Source organism: Richelia intracellularis HH01, from assembly GCF_000350105.1.
Lineage (GTDB): Bacteria > Cyanobacteriota > Cyanobacteriia > Cyanobacteriales > Nostocaceae > Richelia > Richelia intracellularis.
Genome location: NZ_CAIY01000038.1, coordinates 22,290 through 42,428 on the forward strand (window position 1 = coordinate 22,290; position 20,139 = coordinate 42,428).

A 20,139-nucleotide genomic window follows, 5' to 3' on the forward strand; every position below is an offset into this window, starting at 1 on the left:
AACAGAATTGGTTATTAAGTGAATATACTGGGTGAACAAAACGACTAAATTCATGCAAGTAAAATTACTTATATCTTCTTGTTTTACTCTACTATTCAGTAAGGTAATATTATGATTAACTAATCATAATATTACCTTGAAGAGACCATCACTTTTTAAAGAGAAAATTTCGTTAGATACCCGTTAGATACCTCTGAAATTTGAAGTTTGACAATCATATTTTTATTTATCAACAACTTATTTCCGCATATTAAGCATATTAAAGAGTGAATTTAAAATTGTCAGCTTTGCCTCTATTCTATGAAGATTTATATTAGTGCCAGAAAAAAAGTATGAATCAAATACCCCAATTCTAAAATAATGGCTAATTCCTAAATTTGTTCATAGTTTAGCAGCACATACATAAGATGGAATAAGAGTATGTCATAAAAATTTTTACTTCTTGAACATTCATACTAATATACTACAATTGTATTACTGTGTTTTACATTTTTTAGTAGAGAAAATCATGCATGCCATAACACGCACCGCAACTACTGACATGGAAGTTACTAGTATTCGCTTAGAAAAAGAACTCAAGGACAAGCTCAAAGAGTTATCCGGGAGTCAGGGATATCAAGCTCTTATTCGGGATATTCTTTGGAATTATGTACAACAAAAGTCAGGTGATTGGAAACCACTATTTTCTAAAAATGATATTAGGGTTAGCATTACTGCAACTGCACAAAAGGAAGAGCGTTGTGTACTTACAGGTCAAAGTATTCAGCCAAAACAACAAATGCTTCTAGGGCTAACAAAAACGGGTGATATGGTACCCCTAACGATAGAAAGCTTAGCCGTTTAAGTTTGTCATTGGGAGGAATAAGGAATGTAGCTTAATAACTAAATTCCTTATTTAGTTGCTAATGCTTAAATATACCGAAAAGGGGGCAATTTAAATTTAGGTTTTTAACTAAATTTTTACACTTGATACAAAATTAAAGGCTATAATGCCTTGTTATTTAGAGAATTTAAGAGTTGTAAATACTCAATTTGTATATTGTAAATACTCAATTTGTATATGGGAATTTATAAGTTATTGTTTATCTGTTTAGTGGGGGGTCCAACAATCCTTGACATACATACCTAGCTTAGCATAATTAGTAGTTAACATTGTAGCTCTCAAATCGCCAGGTTATAATACCCAGTGGTTTTCGCCTCCTAGCAGACAATTTCCATGATTTTTAAGTGTTAGGAATCATAAGCAGTGATGGGAATTATTATTTATGTTTTAAATTTTAAATTGCAATATGCGTTTTTTACAGCTTCGGTAGGAATGCGTAATATAACTATTTTCTCCTGGTTGTAAGTCTAGAAAATTTACGGTTTGTATCTAAACGGTTTGTCTCTAAGCTGTAGAAGTTATATCCTGTCTTCTGGGTAGATGAATTGTACTTATTTGCCTCTAGAACTGTATCTCTAAAACAATCCCTGTCCTACAAGATAAATTGAGATTGGGTGTTTGGATTCATATAAAAAATACCTACTTAATGGTCTGCAGTGGAACGGGGCTATAATATTTGGGGTGTAAACAGTTTAATTTGATCAGATCGTAGCCGGAGTCAGATAAAAAAGTCTATGGCAAAAATAGCTTAATTTAAGGGCAGTAAGTATGGGGTCATTATCTGAAAGTATACCAGCCACGACAAAGCAGTTATCATCTATCTCGAAGATAACAGGTGAAGCAGGTCGAGAAACACAAAACCCACTTAAGCTGATGCAGCATCAGGAAAAACCAATTCAAAAATTGGTACCACAGATTAATCGAATTATAGCCGCTAATCTGTTAGGGGTAGAGGTACTGCAGGAAATTGCCCGAGTTGTGGGTGAAACCTTTGAAGTGGATTGTTGCTGCTTAGTGGCTCTTCCTGGTGATGATGGTGAGGCTATAACTGCTAATTGGTGTGCTCAAAAGTACTTGGGAATGACTCAAAATGACAATTTTTCTGCTATAGACGAATTAGATTGGCCAGTTATGCAGTGTGCAGAAGAGTCATTCACCATCGAAGATATTTCAACCATAGAGCGTAGTCTGGTCGTTGGGTGTCAGTATTTACCACTACCAATCAAAACAGTTCTAGGTCTTCCTACACATTTCGGCAATAATAATAATGGTGTGGTTATCCTTATTCACTCCCAGCCTTATGAGTGGAGTGGAGCAGAAAAAAAACTACTCAAGTTGTTAGAGCCCCTGTGTGCGATTGCTTTTGCACAATTGCTCCAAGCTCAAAAAATTGACTTTCAAAAACAAAGTATAGAAGCTAGCTCCCAATATCAAAATTTATTAAAGAAACTCACCATACTTAGCCGCAGCAACCTGGACTTAAATCAAATACTCCAATTGGCAGTTGCATCAATAGCAGAAACCCTACATGCAGATCGTGGGTTATTAATGCTTTTAAAATACACGGACCCCTTATTTAAGCGTCAAAGAGGACAAGTTCCAAAAGCAAAAGTTAATCTTGTTGGTGAGTGGTCAATAGAAACATCGAATATCTGTCAGAATAAAACTAATCTAAAGGAATCTTTCTCTCTTGCTGATTGTGCGCTATGTCAACGGGTGTTTACAGCATCTATTAGGCCTATAATTGTCAATGAAGATTTAGAACAGCAAGAGGGTTATAATTTCAGCGCGGCTCCAATCTTTCGACTATCTGAACTACCTACAGTACTACTAATGCCTTTAGAAAGCCAAGGGAAAATTTTAGGCTTTCTAGTCCTACAGCAATCTCAAAATCGCCAATGGAAGAACAGAGAATTAAATATCCTAGAAATGATTTGTGCCCAGATTGTCAATATAATTATTCAATCTCAAACTCTCAGACAAGTCCAAAACCTAGTTGGCGAACGTACGGCACAATTACAACGTAGTTTAGAAGTCCAAGCAAAATTGTACGAGATTAAGCAACAACATGTTAAGCAATTACAAGAACTTAATGATTTAAAAGATGAGTTCTTAAGCAATATGAGCGACCGTCTTCGTTACCCTTTAACTAATATGTGGATGGCAATTCGCAACCTCCACAACCCAGGAATAACCCCAGACCGTCAGACACGCTATCTAGAAATTCTTGAGCAAGAATGTAGCAAGGAAATTAATTTAATAAATGATTTACTAACCCTACAAAAGTTGGATAGTCATAGTCAGCCTCTTCAATATGAAACTGTAGATATAAATATAATCACTAAGAATTTTATTGCATCTATCCAGAATCAAGTGGCGGAGAAGGGATTAACTATCTCTTTGGACTTGCAAAGTAATCCATTAGAATCACAGACGGAAATAGAAAGCTTTAAACGGATATTACAAGAGTTATTAAATAATGCCGTTAAATACTCTCAACATGGCAGTAATATTAATTTAAAGGTAACCCAACGAGTCGAACAGCTGATAGATCGAGTTATCATAGAGGTAAATAACATAGGGCGTGCTATTTCAAAAGAAGAAGCTACTTATATCTTTGACAGATTTCGTCGTGGGAAGGGCCGATGGACCCCAGGAACTGGATTGGGCTTGGCGCTGGCCAAATCCCTAGTTCAACACCTGAATGGTTCAATAAAAGTGGAAAGCACCCCCCTTAGCGAGGGTGATAATTTAAGCAATATTTGTTTTACAGTTATGCTTCCCCAGTTTGCTGAAGACAATCAACCATATTCGAACAGTGAATGAACCCAATCCTCAGAATGAACCCAATCCTCACCCATTGATACAGACAAAGGAAATAATTGATGCCGATAACATTTTAATTCCAGGGACAGCTCCGGTATATCCGACAGAAGCTCATGTCCATGTCAAGAAAGTTGGTGGTCGTAAGAGGCAAATTACTGCCCATAGCAATATTATTCATCCAATAGAGAATGTGTGGAAAGTGCTAACCGACTATGACGCTCTGGCCGATTTTCTTCCCAGTCTTTCTCGCAGCCGACGCATTCACCACCCGAATAGTGGTATACGCGTGGAACAGATTGGCACTCAACGTTTTTTTAAGTTCAATTTTAGTGCCCGTGTAGTTTTAGATCTGGAAGAATCATTCCCCAAAGAGATAAACTTCCGTATGATAGAAGGGGACTTTAAAAAATTTTCTGGGAAATGGAACCTAGAAAGCTACGAAACAGAAGGGCTGCAAGGGACACGATTATCCTACACATTAGAAGTTTTGCCTAAAGCAATAATACCAGTTTACATAACCGAGAATCGTCTCTCTGAAGACATAAGAAGTAACTTTCTAGCAATTCATAAAAGGGTCGCACAAATACCAGTCGTATAGACATGAGAGGGGATATGACTTAACAAGTCAATCCCAATTCTTCATACTATTATGTGGAAAGTACCCCCAGGGGAATTCGAATCCCCGTCGCCTCCGTGAAAGGGAGGTGTCCTAGGCCTCTAGACGATGGGGGCAAAACGCCCAATCAATTTCAAACTTAGCTGACTTTGTTCTCAATGTCAATATATTTCTAATTTTTTATCTATATTAATTGAATTCTAACTTGTGTGTTTGGCTGCCAAATAAGCACCCAAGCCTTCTTAGAGAATTGATGAAGTTAAATGCCATCATATCGAAAAAATATTTCAAAGTCTTCACTACCGAAAACACATGGGGTATGATGTTGTAGCCTGTAAGAGTAATGTTTACTGTTCTTTACGAAGGATTTTGAAATCTAATACTCAAAATCTACTACATGGAAGCATCTTTTGAAATTACCCTGCAGATGGTGCTTACCGTCATTGCAGGTATTAGTGCCCAAGTGTTAGCAGCCTATCTAAGGGTTCCTAGCATCTTGTTTCTGTTGCCATTTGGAATTTTGCTAGGTCCGGATGGTATAGACTTGCTACACCCCCATGTACTGGGTACAGGACTGGAAGTAATTGTTTCTCTTGCCACAGCAATTATTTTGTTTGAAGGTGGGCTAAACCTGAATTTGCGAGAAATTGGCAGGGTCTCTGTGAGTTTGCAATTACTTGTAACCTTAGGGACGATGATTACATTGCTGGGTGGTAGTATGGCAGCGCACTGGTTGGGAGAATTTCCCTGGCCGATTGCTTTTTTATATGCCTCTATTGTTGTTGTTACTGGACCAACAGTGATTGGACCACTACTCAAGCACGTTAACGTGGATCGTCAGGTAGCAACTTTGTTAGAAGGAGAAGGAATTTTAATCGATCCTGTAGGGGCCATTCTAGCATTTGTAGTGTTGGACACAATTTTGAATGGTGATACAGATCCAGCCAATGCAATTATTGGACTGTTATTACGTCTGGGCATAGGAGTAGCCATTGGAGGTGGAGGTGGTTACTTAATGAGTTTAATTTTTAAGCGTGCTAATTTTTTGTCGTTTGAACTGAAGAATTTAGTCGTATTAGCAATTCTCTGGGGCCTATTTGTAATCGCCCAAATGATCCGGAGTGAGTCAGGAGTAATGACAACAGTAGTAGCAGGGGCCGTATTTGCCAATTCTTCCGTTCCAGATGAGCGATTGTTACGTCATTTCAAAGGTCAACTAACAATTCTAAGCCTTTCGGTGTTGTTTATCTTGCTGGCGGCTGATTTATCGATTGATAGCATCTTTGCTTTAGGCTGGGGTAGTTTGTGTACAGTTTTAGTGCTCATGTTTGTGGTTCGCCCTATCAACATCTTATTCTGTACCTGGAATAGCAATCTCAACTGGCGGCAGAAAGCATTTTTAAGTTGGGTGGCTCCCAGAGGTATTGTTTGTGCCTCAATTGCCTCCTTATTTGGTATTTTACTTACCCAAAGGGGTATTAATGGTGGCGATTCTATTAAAGCATTAGTATTCTTGACAATTATTATGACCGTTGTTTGTCAAGGTTTAACGGCTGGTTTTCTTGCTCAATGGTTGCGAATTACCGCCACGGATACCACTGGATTAGTAATTGTGGGTTGTAATCCCCTCAGTTTATTGGTGGCTCAATTCTTTCAGGATAGAGGGGAACCAGTAGTAATGATTGATACTGATAAGCAGGCTTCAGAGCAGGCAGAAGCACAGAACATTCGAGTAATTGCTAGCAGCGCACTAGATACAGGGGTTTTAGAAGAAGCTGGATTGTTATCAATGGGAACTTTTTTGGCAATGACTAATAATGGGGAGGTAAACTTTGTCCTTGCCCAGAGAGCAGCAGAAGAATTTGAACCTCCTAGGGTTTTGGCTATATTTCCCAGAAGTCCCCAAACCAATAGTTCTAGCGAAAAGAATAAAGTGAGCCAGGCATTTTCATCTAATTTAGCAATCAAAACCTGGAACCAGTATTTAAATGATGGACAAGTTAAATTGGGAACTACCACATTCACAAGTGCGGAATTAACTCAGCAACATGAAGGAATACAAAGATTAATTGAAACAGGGGAATTAGTACCCTTATTATTGGAAAGGAAAGGACATTTACAGGTAATAACAGCTAATTATGGTTGGGAAGATGGTGATCGTATTATTTACTTATTACATGATCCAAGGCCTGAATTGCTGAAACGATTGTCTGGAGGAAACCAGTCTACTCGTCTACCCTTAGAAAAGTTACCTCAGGTTGAAGAAGTACCCATGGCAAAATTAGCTCAACTATCTATGAATTAAGCTTCTGGGTAAGATAATTATGAGTCGGGAGAAAATAGTAGGTGGTTCTCATGATTTCTAACTTCAGTCGAGTTTCCATGATTTTTATTCACTATTTTCCGTATAACTTTACTATTAAGGTTAAAATAGTGTCAGTTTGGTATACATCCCTATCCCTGTATTCTCTGCAAGAGTTAGGGAAAAGTATTGCCACACTTGTTGCATTCTAAAAAGTTACATAGTTCAGTGGTTCAAGATAACATGGTGGTGTAAACAAGTTGATAATTATAAAAATGTGAAAAGCTGTAATTAATCAATTTTTGTACTTCTTTACATGCTAGTTTCTTACTTGTACCCTGATGTACTAGGCAATCCCTCCAAATTGAGGTTTAATAGTCATGTGAACAGGCATGTAAACACAATCGCAGAATAAAAATATTGATACTAAAATATGCTGCTGGTGTGGTTTGTCTTTGGTATTGAAGCTTTAATTGCTTTTATCCCTTTACTCAGGAAAGTTCCCCACGTGGGTTTTACATTGATGTTTACCAAGTCCTTTATTTTATAGGATTTGCTTTGAAGCATTGCTCACCTTATCAGGGGCAAATACACGGTAAGATTCTAAAACAATCATTGTATTATAGTTGGAATGGCAGAAACAGTACTTTTTAACGCTCTGCGGGAAGCCATTGATGAAGAAATGGCTCGCGATTCTACCGTGTTTTTACTCGGTGAAGACGTGGGACACTATGGCGGTTCCTACAAGGTCACTAAAGATTTATATAAAAAATATGGTGATTTGCGACTACTAGATACTCCTATTGCTGAAAATAGCTTTACGGGTTTAGCAGTAGGAGCAGCAATTACTGGATTAAGACCAATTGTTGAAGGGATGAATATGGGGTTTTTACTCTTAGCCTTTAACCAAATTGCTAATAACGCTGGGATGCTGCGCTATACTTCTGGTGGTAATTTTAAAATTCCTATGGTTATTAGGGGTCCTGGTGGTGTAGGGAAACAGTTAGGTGCAGAGCACTCTCAACGTCTTGAGGCTTATTTTCAAGCTGTGCCAGGCTTAAAAATAGTTGCCTGTTCGACTCCTTATAACGCCAAAGGACTTCTTAAGTCGGCTATCCGGGATGATAATCCAGTGCTCTTTTTTGAACATGTACTACTGTACAATCTCAAGGAAGATTTGCCATCTGAAGAATATATTCTACCGCTGGATAAAGCAGAAGTGGTACGTTTTGGAAAAGATGTAACTATTCTGACTTACTCGCGGATGCGATACCACGTTATACAAGCGGTAAATACTTTGGAGCAACAAGGTTATGATCCAGAAATAATTGATTTAATTTCTCTCAAACCCTTGGATTTTGATACTATTGGTCAATCAATCCGAAAAACCCACAAGGTGATTATTGTGGAGGAATGTATGCGTAGTGGCGGTATTGGGGCAGAATTAACTGCTTCTATTAATGACAGACTATTTGATGAATTGGACGCACCTGTATTACGGCTTGCCTCACAGGATATCCCCACTCCTTATAATGGTAATTTAGAACGTTTAACTATTGTCCAGCCAGAACAAGTTGTTGAAGCTGTCGAAAAAATGGTAGCTTTAAGGGTCTAAATTCATTGGAGGATAAAATCCAGCATTCTGATAACCCAAATATTAGGGGCGAAAAATTGCAGGACAAATAAGTGCCTTCCTCTGTATCTCAGAACAGGGGAAAGGACACTTATCCCCGGAGAATAAATAGTTTTTGTCTATTACAAGTGTTTATTATATTTTTAACAAAAAAATTGAAAAGCGGTCTTTTAAAGCTGCATAAATTGCAAAGTGAATTTTAGAAGTTAAATTTATCAATTGCTTTTTTTTGAATAGTTAAATACTGACTAATATAGTTTTGTGAGAATGTCCTTGTGACAGTAGTAATTATGACAGCAGTATGTATACAAGTTTCAAAAAATCAATATGATTGTAGAATTTGGTTTGCAACTTGAGGTTATTTAAACCTAATGGCAACCATAAAACAAAACCGTGTGTGTATATTTGAATACATAACAAACTAGTTTGGTTCTCATATATTTTAACATGTCTAATTGTTGATCCACTTCCAGAGAGGATGGCTCTGGCCCTGCTGTCTTATTTGAGAAACTTTCTGTTCAAGACGTTTAAGCTCAGACTGTGGTAAACCAAAGATAAAATTACGGCTTTGCAAAACAAGAACTACGACTGTCATGCTAACACAAATGACTAAACCCAAAGTTGAGAATGGGTGATAGTACAGTGCATATCGAATCGCAACCCAAGTAAAATACTGCCGCCATAATAATATTTCCTCTTTGAGACCCCACAGAGACAATGGGGCAATTATCAGCCATAAGCAGCTGATAAGTAACCATCTGCCACGGATTGTCAAATTATGCAACTTTTGCACCTGCCGAGCAAAATGAGGATCAGAAATTGCCATGTTTACATCTGTTGGTAGGATTTTTTCTAGTGGATCCATGGCTGGGAATCAAGAGAATAAGTAATTCTATGAGTTATCTACATTTGCGTCAATAGGTTTTGGAGTATAGTTGATGTTAGATTCACCTTTACGTTCCCGCCACCAAGCAAGAAGAGTGCTGGCAATAAATATACTCGAATAAGCACCTACGCTAAAACCAATAATCAATGCCAAGGCAAAGTTTCTTAATGTTTCACCACCAAATAAAAAAATTGCAACTAGACTCATTAGAGTAGTTAAAGTTGTATTAACTGAACGGGTAATGGATTGATTAACAGCATTATCTACAATCTCATTAAAGGGAATATTGCCTTGGTTTTTAAGATTTTCTCGGATGCGATCATATATGACCACAGTATCATTTACGGAAAAACCTGTAATTGTCAACAATGCAACAATAAATAGGCTGCCAACTTCCATATTTAAAAATAAACCAAGGACGGAAAAGACCCCCACTGTTACTAATAAATCGTGTAAGATTGCAACAATAGCAAAGACAGAGTAATCCCACTGAAAGCGAATACCGAGATAAATAACAATACCAATAAAGGAAACTATTAAAGCTACGATTCCTGAGTTAAATAATTGAAGTCCTAGAGTTGGACCAACAGTATCAATCTGATTCTTATTGGGGCTAAATGAACCAATCTCAGCACTGATTCTGTCTTGTAGGTTCTTACGTTGATCCACATCTAGAGTTTTGGTACGAACTAGTAGTCCATCATTTTTTCCTGATTCCTTATCAGCAATAATTTGGATGCTGCTATCACCTAAACCCTGCTGCCTGACAATATCACGTACCAAATTAATATCAATGGGCTTATTACAGTTTTCAGTCTTACTACAATCTCTCCCAAGTAGCAAACGTGTTCCACCAATAAAATCCAAACTAGGACGAAGAGGGTAACTAGTGATTTGCCAAGAAATTATCATGGATGTGATCCCAAGAGCAATTATTGCAGCAGAAATACTCCACCAAAGTGATCGCCATTTATTAATATGTAATTTCACTGTGTCACCTCTGCTGTTTTAGAAGTAGGTAACTTAGGACAAAATAGTTCTGGTTTTCGAAGATTGGGGGTTGATACTGCCATAAACATTAAAGTACGACTACAGGTAGTAGCAGTAAACATACTAACAACCACACCTATGGCTAAGGTTACAGCAAAACCCTTGACGAAACTATAACCCAAAAAATATAGGGCTGTACAGGCAATGAGGGTTGTTAGATTGCTATCTAATATACTTGAAAATGCCCTGTAAAATCCAGACTCTACCGAACGGTATAAGGATTTCCCTGTACACAATTCTTCTCTTGTTCGTTCAAAAATTAATATATTTGCATCCACAGCCATACCAATACTTAAGATAAAACCTGCTATACCTGGCAGTGTGAGAGTTACACCCAGAAGTATAAAGCAAGCTAATGTCAGAATTGAGTAAATTATTAGAGATATATCAGCTATCACTCCTGGTAGTCGATAGTAAACCACCATAAAAACTAAAACTAGTACTAAACCACCTAAAGCAGCATATATGCTATGTTTAATGCTATCTTGCCCTAAAGTTGCACCTACAGTACGAATTTCTACAACTTCTATGGGAACAGGTAAAGAGCCTCCTTTTAATTGAATACCTAAGTCTTGCGCTTCTTGTGCTGTAAAAGTTCCGGTAATTACTGCTGCACCACCTGTAATGCCTGTGATAGCAAATTCTGGCCCCACAGTAGGGAAACTAATTAATTCATCATCGAGGAAAATACCTATACTGCGTCCAGTTCCAGCTAATTGTTTAGTGAGATTTGTAAATAAGTCTCCACCCTTAGATTTGAAACGAATAGCTACGTTCCAGTTACTACCTTGGGTCGGTTCTCCATAGGCATCATCTAGCAATTTACCAGTCAGTGGAGGGTTTGTACTTTCAAATAATTCCTTGATTTCCTGTTTATTCTCTTCCAAAGAGGCCTTATTCTTGACAACTTCTTCAGAATTATTCTCTTCTTTCCTAGCCAGTAATTCCTGCTGTTTGGTTTGAAGTTGTTTTCCCAAAGTACGTAAAGCAAATAATTGAGCTTCCGTGTCTTGTTTTTGTTGGCGGAATTCCAACAGTGCTGTTCCTTTCAGCCTACGCTCAGCTTCCTCTGGATTGTCTACACCTGGCAATTGTACTAAAATCTGGTCATTACCGACTCCTTGAATTAAGGGTTCTACAACTCCAGAGGCATTAATTCTACCTTCAACAACTTTTTGTACAGCTTCTAATTCTTTTTTGGTTATCTCCTTAATTTCCGGTGTGGTATTAATCTGAATAGTTAACTGAGAACCACCTTTCAAATCCAAACCCAATTCTAAGGGAAAGACGGGACTAATAATAACTGCCAATGAGGCAATTAATAAAAATATAATCAAAGCTAATAGTGATCGCCTTCTTTGCATATAATTACTCACTGCAATAAGGGCTATCATAACCAATTTTGTTTGGATTTTAGATTGGAGTTGATGGGAAATAGATCAGGATTTCGGTTAATATTCCTTAGTCAACCTCCTAGAAGATGGTATAAGATCATACTTCTTTCTTGGAGCTCCATAACTTTATAAGATCAAGTATCGAGTAATTCATAAGTAATCATGACTTCAGGTATACTATTCCACCATCAAAAAAACCCATTGTTACAAATCGTACGGAATCAACTCCATTATCTTTGAAAAATTCACTATTTATGAGCTTCCTGATGGAGGATAAAAATATGATTATGTTATTTTCCGATTCTAAGAAATACCTAATCAGCGTATACCCAAACATTAACATCAGATAAAATCGCCACTATATCTCTAAGATGTAGTGAACTTTTCCTAAAATTTTACTGTTTGAAACTCAAACCTCACCTCTGCTTTCCATCCATATATAAACTTAATTGCAAGTGTGAATTAGATTTTTAATACAAGCATTCTATTTTTATTTTTCCGAATCTTGAAGGAATTGAATAGAATATTAACCTCCATTAATCATAACTTACTCAACTTAATAAAAGACCAAATCAGTTTTTCTATGCTACATATCATTAGAATTATTGTTCTGACAATAGAATCTTCTTATCCAAAATTATATTCATAAAATTCTTTCTAATTTATGCATTCACATCAATGTGTTTTAGTATAGTCAATATCAAATCTAAAGTATCTGGTAAATCAAATGTTGGATAATATTTGAATTTAGAACAGAATGCAAAACAATTTATCCTGAAGATTTAGCAAGCGAGCTCTGCTTCATACTCGAAAAATGTATTGGCATAGAATAATAAAGCAATCGTTCTGATTGTTTATAGACAGTACTAAAGGATTGCGAACAACGCTTCAGGGCTTTTCCTATTTGATCCAGTCATTATTGTCCATATAAGCCAATCTTGCTCCAATGCTTACTTAGTGTTTATCACTATCACCACCTAGGTACTAATTTTCCCTTAATTCTCCAACAAATCTCTTATGAATAATTCTCTTATTTTGTTTAGTGATCATAAATCAGAGATTGATCTTCACCAATTACAAAAGCTTTTTGATGTATCAGCTTTCTGGGCACAAGACCGCAGTTTAGAAGATCTCAACATTGCTATTAATAATAGCAACCCCGTAATTACAGTTTGGGATCAACAAAAACTGATTGGTTTTGCTAGGGCAATATCCGATGGTATCTATCGTGCTACTATTTGGGATGTGATAATTCACCCGGAATATCAAGGTAGTGGTTTAGGAAGTAAATTAGTGGAAACAGTTATAAGCCACCCCTGTATACATCGGGTGGAAAGAATATATTTGATGACAACTCATCAACAACGTTTCTATCAACGTATCGGATTTCAACTGAATTCCACAAGCACCATGGTTTTATATAACCAATCTAATTCATCCTCTCTGACGGTTGGGGGGATGCAGTTGAAACAAGCCCTTGGGGAATCGAAACCTGTAATCTTGTAAATTTCCCAGCTTCTTCAAGTATGGGATAGGGAACTATTTCCAGTTTTCCCCCCATCAATTCTAAAATTGTCTGATTCATTAACAGTCTCATCCCTGGTGAAACATGATTTTCCTGGTCTCGATTAAACACATCTGGGTTTAAGTAATCAATGGCTTCACTTTCAGGAATTGTGGCTTGGGGAACATCTAAATAAATATGAACTATATTATTTTCAGTATTATTGTTGCTAGAAACAGAAATGCTACCTTCTTCCATATTTAGAATAGCTAAACTCAATAAATTCACCAGTACTTGCCGTAACCAATAAACATCAGCCAACACATAAATATCTGCATCAGGGATTCTTACCTGTAAGGGATAGTTACGATTTTCTGCCAACATGTAAATAATTTGATGTACATTCTTCAATAATTCAGCCAAGGATACAGAGCTGATATTTAATTCGTTAGTCCCATGTTCCATCTTAGCAATTAGAAGAATTTCATCAATTAATTTCAATAACTTTAATGCTCTTTCATTAGCTTGAGATAAGAACTTTCGCTCTTCTTCTGAGCTATCACATAAGTCAGATAAGATTAACTGGTGTAATCCGATCAGGCCATTCAAGGGAGAACGTAACACATGTGTAGTTCTAGCCAAAAATCCTGACTTGAAATAGCTCATTTCTCTTGCCATTTCATATGCCATTTGAGTTTTTTGTATTTGCTGCTGCAAATCTAATTTATGGTTGTCATGGTCAGACTTTCTTGAGGTGGTGATCATTATATCCTGGGAATGTTGCTCAATTCTTTTAATTAATATTCCTAGCCCAACTCCTACTCCCAGATATGCCCAATTAATCCAAGTCATATGGCTTTTTAGTAATTATAAATTAATTTATTGACTATGTAAGATTGAAAGGAGTAAATAGTGATACTTACAATGTAACTGTCACAACTCTATTTGACCTTGACGTAAAACCTGCCAACTTTTTTTGTTTTCCCATTTAGCAATAGTGGAAGCTAAACCACTGCCTAATAGCTCCATATATTCATATTCTTTTGTTACTCTTAATGTAAGAGCTTTAGGGAAAGTAATACTAATTTCTGCCATCGTTTGCAAAGCCGGTTTTCCAGACAAATTGGCACTACTAGTTGCCATTGGTCCTGTATGGCTTAAAATCTGTCGGGCAATTGGACTATTAGAAACGCGAATACCAATTGTAGTTCGATTCATGGGGTTCATTACTGAGGGTACTTTTGCAGAAGAGGGTAATACTAAAGTCAAGGCCCCAGGCCAGTATTTCTGGGCTACTTGCCGCCAAATTTCAAACTCAGAATCGCTTCCTTGAACAAAACTCCATAAATCATCAGTACTAGCTGCAATAAGGATTAAAGGTTTATCCTTACTGCGTTGTTTCACATCAAATATTAAATCAGCTTTTTCTGGTAAGGTAGCCAGCGCAGGAACAGTATCTGTAGGAAAACTTACCAAATGACCACTAATCGCACCAGCTATTAATTCAGTAATACTAACTTGACTCATAGTTTAAGAAAATAGGGAATATTGAAAGATTTATTTCTCCTCAGCTTCTTCTCTCCCTATCTCTTTATTTGGGCAACAGCAAAACGTTCAATTCCAGCCAAATCAGTATGGATATGGATATTATCATAGCTACCTTGCCGTTCTAATAATTTTTTAACCATATCAGCTTGTCCAGCCATAATTTCCAATAACCACAAACCTCCTGGACATAAATATCTGGGGGATAAATTTATCAAGTGGAGAATACAATCCAAGCCGAACTCTCCCCCATCCAAAGCTAAATGGGGTTCATGCTGTCTAACCTCTGGTTGTAAATTTGGCAGCATCCCAACAGGGATATAAGGGGGGTTAGAAACCATTCCACTGAATTGGCCTTTAAGTAATTCCAAGGGTTGCCACCAATAACCTTCATAAAATTTGACTATATGAGCAAAACCATATTTCTCGGCATTCTGCTGTGCGATTACCAAAGCATCACTAGAGCAGTCCACGGCATGAATAATAGCATTGGGAAAAGCGTCAGCTAGCCCCAATGCTATTGCACCACTGCCCGTCCCCAAATCAGCCCAATGCCCTTGATTTAAATTTAAATCCTCCTTAGTATACTGAGTTGCTTCTATTGCCAAATCAATCAAAATTTCAGTTTCCGGTCTGGGAATTAACACCCTAGTAGAAACTATTAGTTCAAATTGCCTCCAAGATGTAATTCCAGCAATATACTGTACTGGCAGACGTTCTGTGATTCGTCTTTGCCACATTACTTCTAAATCCTTAAAGGGAAATTTTAAGACAATTTTTGGCCATTCTTTGAAATAATCTAAACAGATTGATAACCGATCTAAACTAGCTACTTTTAGTAATAACCAGTCAACCTCTCTAGGGGAAATATTAGACGCGACCGCAGCTTCAATCGCTTTGTTTCGCCAATGCCAAAGTTCCAAACCGGAAACGAAAAACTGCTTTTCCACTATGTATTAACCCTTTGGCTTAAGAAGTTTATGATTACTATCCTTTGTTTTCTGCATCTGACTAAAAAATTGTAAACTGTCAGAAGATGGGACTAAAAATACTTGGCTTAACCACGAATCATTCCTCTTGTACAACACATTGAGTACCCCATCGATATCGCCTACCTCCAATTTAGCTTTGGGATATTTTTTCTTCACTTGTTTTAATAGATTTTGGGCATCTTTCTTACTAAAGTACAATGGAATGATTTCATCCTGATTTGGCCCCCTTTTTATTGATATATATCCCTTGCCTTCTGCACTGATCATAAATAGAGGTACACTAATGAATTTATCAATTTTCCTACCCTGCTGCTTTAGCAAAGCGAGCGCACCTTTAATCTCTTCTTGTCCTGGTTGAAAAGCAAACTTCAAACCATTGGGGTGTTTGGCACTTTCACGAGACTTTTTGTGGATGTCTCCCAATCCCACAGTTGTTATCCTTAGTTCATTTATCATTGCTGCAATTTTAGGAGCTTGTTTTTTTGTTGCTGCAATTTACTGATAAAGGATTGAGCTTCTCTAATACTCATAAATACTTGGGTGTAGGATAAACTTGACTTTCCATCTTTATCTGATAAACGGCGAGTTAATGGCAAACCATTACTATTGGTAATTAAAAAACATGGCGTGTTATTTAATTTTTTGACTACCTCGGATTCTGATAATGCTAGCAATGGGGCAATATCAATTAGTATAGATGTTATTAGAGTCGTTCCTAATAAGCCTAATTTCATACCCCAATAAACCAATGATCTCATAACGACTCCTAGCATTAAATACTTATTAATTGAGCAAGGTAATTTCCTGAATTATATATGTATGTCACACAAGAGTTGTAATTCAGTGTATCTTTTTCTTACGACTAAGAAAACTTTGTATTAGCTTTTAACGTTCAAACATACTTCTGCTTAAATACAAGGTCATTTAATAATAACTGGAAGCATTTTATTGAGTATGTACTCTTATAAATAAAAACAAACAATGCTTTTCTAGTCTTTTCTTTATTCTAAAATATTCAAATCTAAAAAAGAATAATACAGTGGCCATGATTCTGATAATTATGGCAGGATTATTATTCCATTTATTTTGATCTAATTTATCATGAAAACTAATTAATCTAATACCACTACAAGAAGTTCAGATTAAATTTAAGTATTTTGAGGAACTCATCTAAAGGGGAATAATTAATATATCCAATTACTTAATAATATTGACATATATCAATAGTTATTGCAGTCATGGAGAAGAATATAGCTATTCACTCAAAGAATAGCTATATAAATAATTGTTATTCTAGGGATAATCACCAGGCAAGATGGTAGAATTGTAGAGGCAAATATTACGGATTTAAGTAAATATCGATATAGATAGTAAAGAATCTAAAATACCGGAAAATAACCTGTATCAATTGTATTTAGGTTGGCTACTTACCCTCCTAGGCTAATATGACTTGCAAATACCAAAAAATAATTTCAGTTAAATCTCTTAACTGAAATTATTTTTTAGAAATTCTCCAATTCACACAAATGTTCAAGTTCATTTAGGATTAAAGATCCAATTAAAGACAAAAACCTAGATATTATTTGCAAAATCTAGGGTAAGAGTATATATCGGGATGACAGGATTCGAACCTGCGGCATCCTGCTCCCAAAGCAGGCGCGCTACCAAGCTGCGCTACATCCCGTAGATCCATGGCCGAGTTCAGAAGCTAACTCCAGGTACCTAATTATACTGCCTTTGAAGGGTTAACTTGAATTCTCCCAATGTGAGTTCTATCTTACCATAGTATTTACATCTAGTGCTGGTAATTTAAGGAATTTTATAAAAGTCAAAAGAGAAAGAGACTAGTACCTTATAGTCATTGTTGATAGAAACTATAAATTAAAAAGCTCCATATGTTTTAGTGTAAAAATGTAAATGCAAATGAAAACACTAGTGTGGATACCAGAACATTCCCTTAATTCCTTCAGGATCAGGCATGAAACCCAAGCTCTGATAAAACTCGACAACATCGGGATCAGCAAACAGAGTCACATTACTGATTTCTTCACTTCTAAGTTGTTTAAGAATATATTGCATAAGTACTTTGCCCAACCCTTTACCTTGAAATTTGGGATGGACTACCACATCCCAAATTGTGGCATTAAAAGCATGATCTGATGTGGCGCGAGCAAAGCCGATCAAATGTTTTTGAGTATTTTGTACTTGCCACATGGAGACAACAAGAAAACTATGCTCAATTGCCTTTTTAACCTTGCGTAGTGGACGTCGTGACCAACCTACAGCATCGCATAGTTCTTCCAACTGATATAAATCTATTTCCCGTTCTGTACTGAATATAATATGATTACCAACATTTTTTTTATTAGCTTTAGCATTTATCTTCTCTTCCTCAACAAATGTATTTTTTGCCGTAGTAATCGCTTCAGGGTTACTAAACCAAGCTTTCCAAAAACCCATGTTAGCACGGTCCGGATAGTAAAAATGGACTATATTTCAATGAGAGATTACTTATCAACGTGTTGCATATCTGTATACTTTTACTTTTCCCATAACATAAATTAAGTTAGTTTTGGGAAGAACATTGGTACCAACAGAGTATTTAGCGTTGATAATACGTCAATCATTTTCAACTCTAACATTTTGTCGTAGAAACTAGTAAAAATTGACCAAATATCTAAAATTCAACTGCAGATCAAAAATAATAGCTCCATGCTATAGACTTGGCAATTGTGTATTACCAAAAAGGAAATTAAAAAGCTAGGGCTGAATTTGGTAGAATATGTACCTATGTTCTGAAACCCCTAATAATTTCTTTCTGGCGTACAAATTACCATTTAGAGTAGAGATTGACAGGAAAAGCAAACCATTATATTCTTCCTACCCCCCAGAAAGCACTAATTTCAAACTGAAAACCTTCTACCCTAAAATCAAAGTATTTCAATTAGATTGCTTACCGTTATTATGAACAATCAGTGCGCAGGAAAAATCACTTACAAAAACTATAACCAGCTTATTAGCTTGTTCCCTTTATTAAAAAAATCATCACTATAAAATTGAATTTAACTTGTAAGGGAGAATAAGGCACTTTGGACTCAACCTAATAAGAATTACTCTTTTATATGAAATTAAATGTTGAGTATTTTTGTTGATTATGGTTTGATTACCCATAGTCGTAGTTTATATTCAACCAACAAATTTATAAAATGTTGGTTTTAAGGTTTCGCCATACAGTATAGTAGTTTGTTAAGTTTTGGGGGATAGGGGGAAGTGTGAAAGGTAAAATATGCTAGTAGTAATACTTAAATTTGTCTAGTACTAAAATAGGTTCAAATCCATATTTTATATTGTGGCAATCTAATTTTTGGTCTACCGATTTTGGTAATTGAGGCTGACTTACTGCCTCAATTTTTTTAGTTCACGTGTACTGTCTGATGGAAAAATCCTAAAGCTATGAATAAATAAGGTTGAAACCTCATCACTCCACATTGCGATTACTTATCCTCATTTTTATTTTAAATGCCTGCTTCTTTAGGGGTTCCTAAAGTAAGGTAAGGATGGAATTATGATGGCAACCATAGAAATATTAGGCGTTCCCCATGTATATGAACTAACATATTCGACCTCTTCCCACCTTACTTTGGTGTTTGTTCATGGTTGGCTTAACAGTCGTGGTTATTGGCAGCCTGTTATTTCTCGACTGGCAGATAGTTTTCAGTGCCTATCTTATGATTTACGGGGTTTTGGTCAGTCCCAGTGTCAGATTACCACTAGCCATATTGAACGTACGAATGTAATGGTGACAAATGATGGTGGTATGAGTGGAAATCCCTTTAATTCCATCTATACACCTGCTAAGTATGCTTGTGATCTAAAAATTTTGCTGGAAAAATTGAATATAACAAGTGCCTGGCTAGTTGGTCATTCTTGGGGAGGAACCATTGCTTTGTGGGCTGCTGCCGAGTTAACAAATTTAGTTCATGGGGTAATTTGTATAAATGCAGGTGGGGGTATCTATCTCAAAGAAGCTTTTGAAGAATTTCGCTCTGCCGGACAAAGGTTTTTACAAATTCGTCCCCGGTGGTTATTTCAGCTACCTCTAATTGATTTGTTATTCGCAAGAAGTAATGTGGCCCGTCCCCTAGAACGCTATTGGGCACGTCAACGAGTTGTTGATTTTATAGTTGCTAATCCAGAAGCTGCTTTGGGAACATTGCTAGATTCAACCACAGAAGACGAGATCAATCACTTGCCACAGTTGGTTTCTCAATTGAAGCAGCCTGTATATTTTTTAGCTGGTGCGAATGATCAGGTAATGGAACCCAAATATGTTCGCCATTTAGCGAGTTTTCATCCTCTTTTTGATAATTGTGGTGATAATGTGCTCGAAATCCCTGACTGTGGGAATTTCGCAATGCTAGAACAGCCAGATGCAGTGGCTAATCATATTCGTTATCTTATTAACCAGAATAAATTAGGAATTAGGATATAGGAGAGGGTGAAAGATT

General features: G+C 36.6%; 16 protein-coding genes and 2 tRNA genes. 7 read left to right on the plus strand and 11 right to left on the minus strand.

Features of this window, described 5'->3' with window-relative positions:
- Positions 1 to 508: 508 nt before the first annotated feature.
- The 3 genes from RINTHH_RS04455 (at position 509) to RINTHH_RS04465 (ending at position 4,307) form a co-directional block, all read left to right on the plus strand.
- Positions 509 to 844 carry a ribbon-helix-helix domain-containing protein gene (locus tag RINTHH_RS04455; protein ID WP_044304626.1) on the plus strand — a complete coding sequence of 112 codons (336 nt, stop codon included), beginning with the start codon at positions 509 to 511 and terminating at the stop codon, positions 842 to 844.
- Between the two features lie 807 nt (positions 845 to 1,651).
- Positions 1,652 to 3,709, plus strand: coding sequence for a sensor histidine kinase (locus RINTHH_RS04460; protein WP_008233395.1), 2,058 nt, complete (start codon positions 1,652 to 1,654; stop codon positions 3,707 to 3,709).
- On the plus strand, positions 3,702 to 4,307 hold the full coding sequence (locus tag RINTHH_RS04465; protein WP_231291155.1) for an SRPBCC family protein: 606 nt from the start codon (positions 3,702 to 3,704) through the stop codon (positions 4,305 to 4,307). The genes RINTHH_RS04460 and RINTHH_RS04465 overlap by 8 nt, the downstream gene beginning before the upstream one ends.
- A gap of 61 nt (positions 4,308 to 4,368) precedes the next feature.
- Here the strand turns inward: RINTHH_RS04465 and RINTHH_RS04470 are convergent.
- Positions 4,369 to 4,441: transfer RNA gene (locus RINTHH_RS04470), tRNA-Glu, on the minus strand.
- Between the two features lie 281 nt (positions 4,442 to 4,722).
- On the opposite strand from RINTHH_RS04470, the gene RINTHH_RS04475 reads away from it, so the two are divergent.
- Entirely contained in the window at positions 4,723 to 6,630 is a 1,908-nt protein-coding gene (locus RINTHH_RS04475; protein ID WP_008233405.1) for a cation:proton antiporter, read from the plus strand.
- A 628-nt stretch (positions 6,631 to 7,258) separates the two neighbouring features.
- Positions 7,259 to 8,242, plus strand: a complete 984-nt coding sequence (locus RINTHH_RS04480) for an alpha-ketoacid dehydrogenase subunit beta (protein WP_008233407.1) — start codon at positions 7,259 to 7,261, stop codon at positions 8,240 to 8,242.
- 469 nt (positions 8,243 to 8,711) lie between these two features.
- On the opposite strand, the gene RINTHH_RS04485 is transcribed toward RINTHH_RS04480, so the two are convergent.
- From RINTHH_RS04485 to secD, 3 genes are read right to left on the minus strand one after another with little or no spacing between them, the layout of a single operon-like run.
- Positions 8,712 to 9,125 carry a hypothetical protein gene (locus tag RINTHH_RS04485; RefSeq protein WP_008233408.1) on the minus strand — a complete coding sequence of 138 codons (414 nt, stop codon included), beginning with the start codon at positions 9,123 to 9,125 and terminating at the stop codon, positions 8,712 to 8,714.
- Between the two features lie 27 nt (positions 9,126 to 9,152).
- On the minus strand, positions 9,153 to 10,136 hold the full coding sequence (gene secF, locus RINTHH_RS04490) for a protein translocase subunit SecF (RefSeq protein ID WP_008233409.1): 984 nt from the start codon (positions 10,134 to 10,136) through the stop codon (positions 9,153 to 9,155).
- On the minus strand, positions 10,133 to 11,560 hold the full coding sequence (gene secD / locus RINTHH_RS04495; protein WP_008233410.1) for a protein translocase subunit SecD: 1,428 nt from the start codon (positions 11,558 to 11,560) through the stop codon (positions 10,133 to 10,135). Before secD ends, secF begins: the two co-directional genes overlap by 4 nt.
- A 1,047-nt stretch (positions 11,561 to 12,607) precedes the next feature.
- Here secD and RINTHH_RS04500 point away from each other — a divergent pair.
- On the plus strand, positions 12,608 to 13,096 hold the full coding sequence (locus RINTHH_RS04500) for a GNAT family N-acetyltransferase (protein ID WP_044304627.1): 489 nt from the start codon (positions 12,608 to 12,610) through the stop codon (positions 13,094 to 13,096).
- On the opposite strand, the gene RINTHH_RS04505 is transcribed toward RINTHH_RS04500, so the two are convergent.
- From RINTHH_RS04505 to RINTHH_RS04530, 7 genes are all read right to left on the minus strand, one after another.
- Positions 13,020 to 13,946, minus strand: a complete 927-nt coding sequence (locus RINTHH_RS04505; RefSeq protein ID WP_008233413.1) for a sensor histidine kinase — start codon at positions 13,944 to 13,946, stop codon at positions 13,020 to 13,022. The two genes, RINTHH_RS04500 and RINTHH_RS04505, sit on opposite strands and share 77 nt — an antisense overlap.
- An 81-nt stretch (positions 13,947 to 14,027) precedes the next feature.
- Positions 14,028 to 14,621, minus strand: a complete 594-nt coding sequence (locus RINTHH_RS04510) for an L-threonylcarbamoyladenylate synthase (protein ID WP_008233414.1) — start codon at positions 14,619 to 14,621, stop codon at positions 14,028 to 14,030.
- 56 nt (positions 14,622 to 14,677) lie between these two features.
- Positions 14,678 to 15,592: a peptide chain release factor N(5)-glutamine methyltransferase gene (gene prmC / locus RINTHH_RS04515; protein ID WP_044304628.1), complete on the minus strand. Its 915-nt coding sequence runs from the start codon at positions 15,590 to 15,592 to the stop codon at positions 14,678 to 14,680.
- A 3-nt stretch (positions 15,593 to 15,595) separates the two neighbouring features.
- A complete protein-coding gene (locus RINTHH_RS11355) occupies positions 15,596 to 16,087 on the minus strand; it encodes a Tic22 family protein (protein ID WP_008233416.1) in 492 nt (163 codons plus the stop codon).
- Positions 16,084 to 16,389 carry a Tic22 family protein gene (locus tag RINTHH_RS11360; protein ID WP_008233417.1) on the minus strand — a complete coding sequence of 102 codons (306 nt, stop codon included), beginning with the start codon at positions 16,387 to 16,389 and terminating at the stop codon, positions 16,084 to 16,086. Before RINTHH_RS11360 ends, RINTHH_RS11355 begins: the two co-directional genes overlap by 4 nt.
- Positions 16,390 to 17,241: 852 nt before the next feature.
- A tRNA-Pro gene (locus RINTHH_RS04525) sits at positions 17,242 to 17,315 on the minus strand.
- 248 nt (positions 17,316 to 17,563) lie between these two features.
- Positions 17,564 to 18,091, minus strand: a complete 528-nt coding sequence (locus RINTHH_RS04530; protein WP_008233418.1) for a GNAT family N-acetyltransferase — start codon at positions 18,089 to 18,091, stop codon at positions 17,564 to 17,566.
- Positions 18,092 to 19,199: 1,108 nt separating this feature from the next.
- On the opposite strand from RINTHH_RS04530, the gene RINTHH_RS04535 reads away from it, so the two are divergent.
- On the plus strand, positions 19,200 to 20,123 hold the full coding sequence (locus RINTHH_RS04535) for an alpha/beta fold hydrolase (RefSeq protein ID WP_044304644.1): 924 nt from the start codon (positions 19,200 to 19,202) through the stop codon (positions 20,121 to 20,123).
- Positions 20,124 to 20,139: the final 16 nt, after the last annotated feature.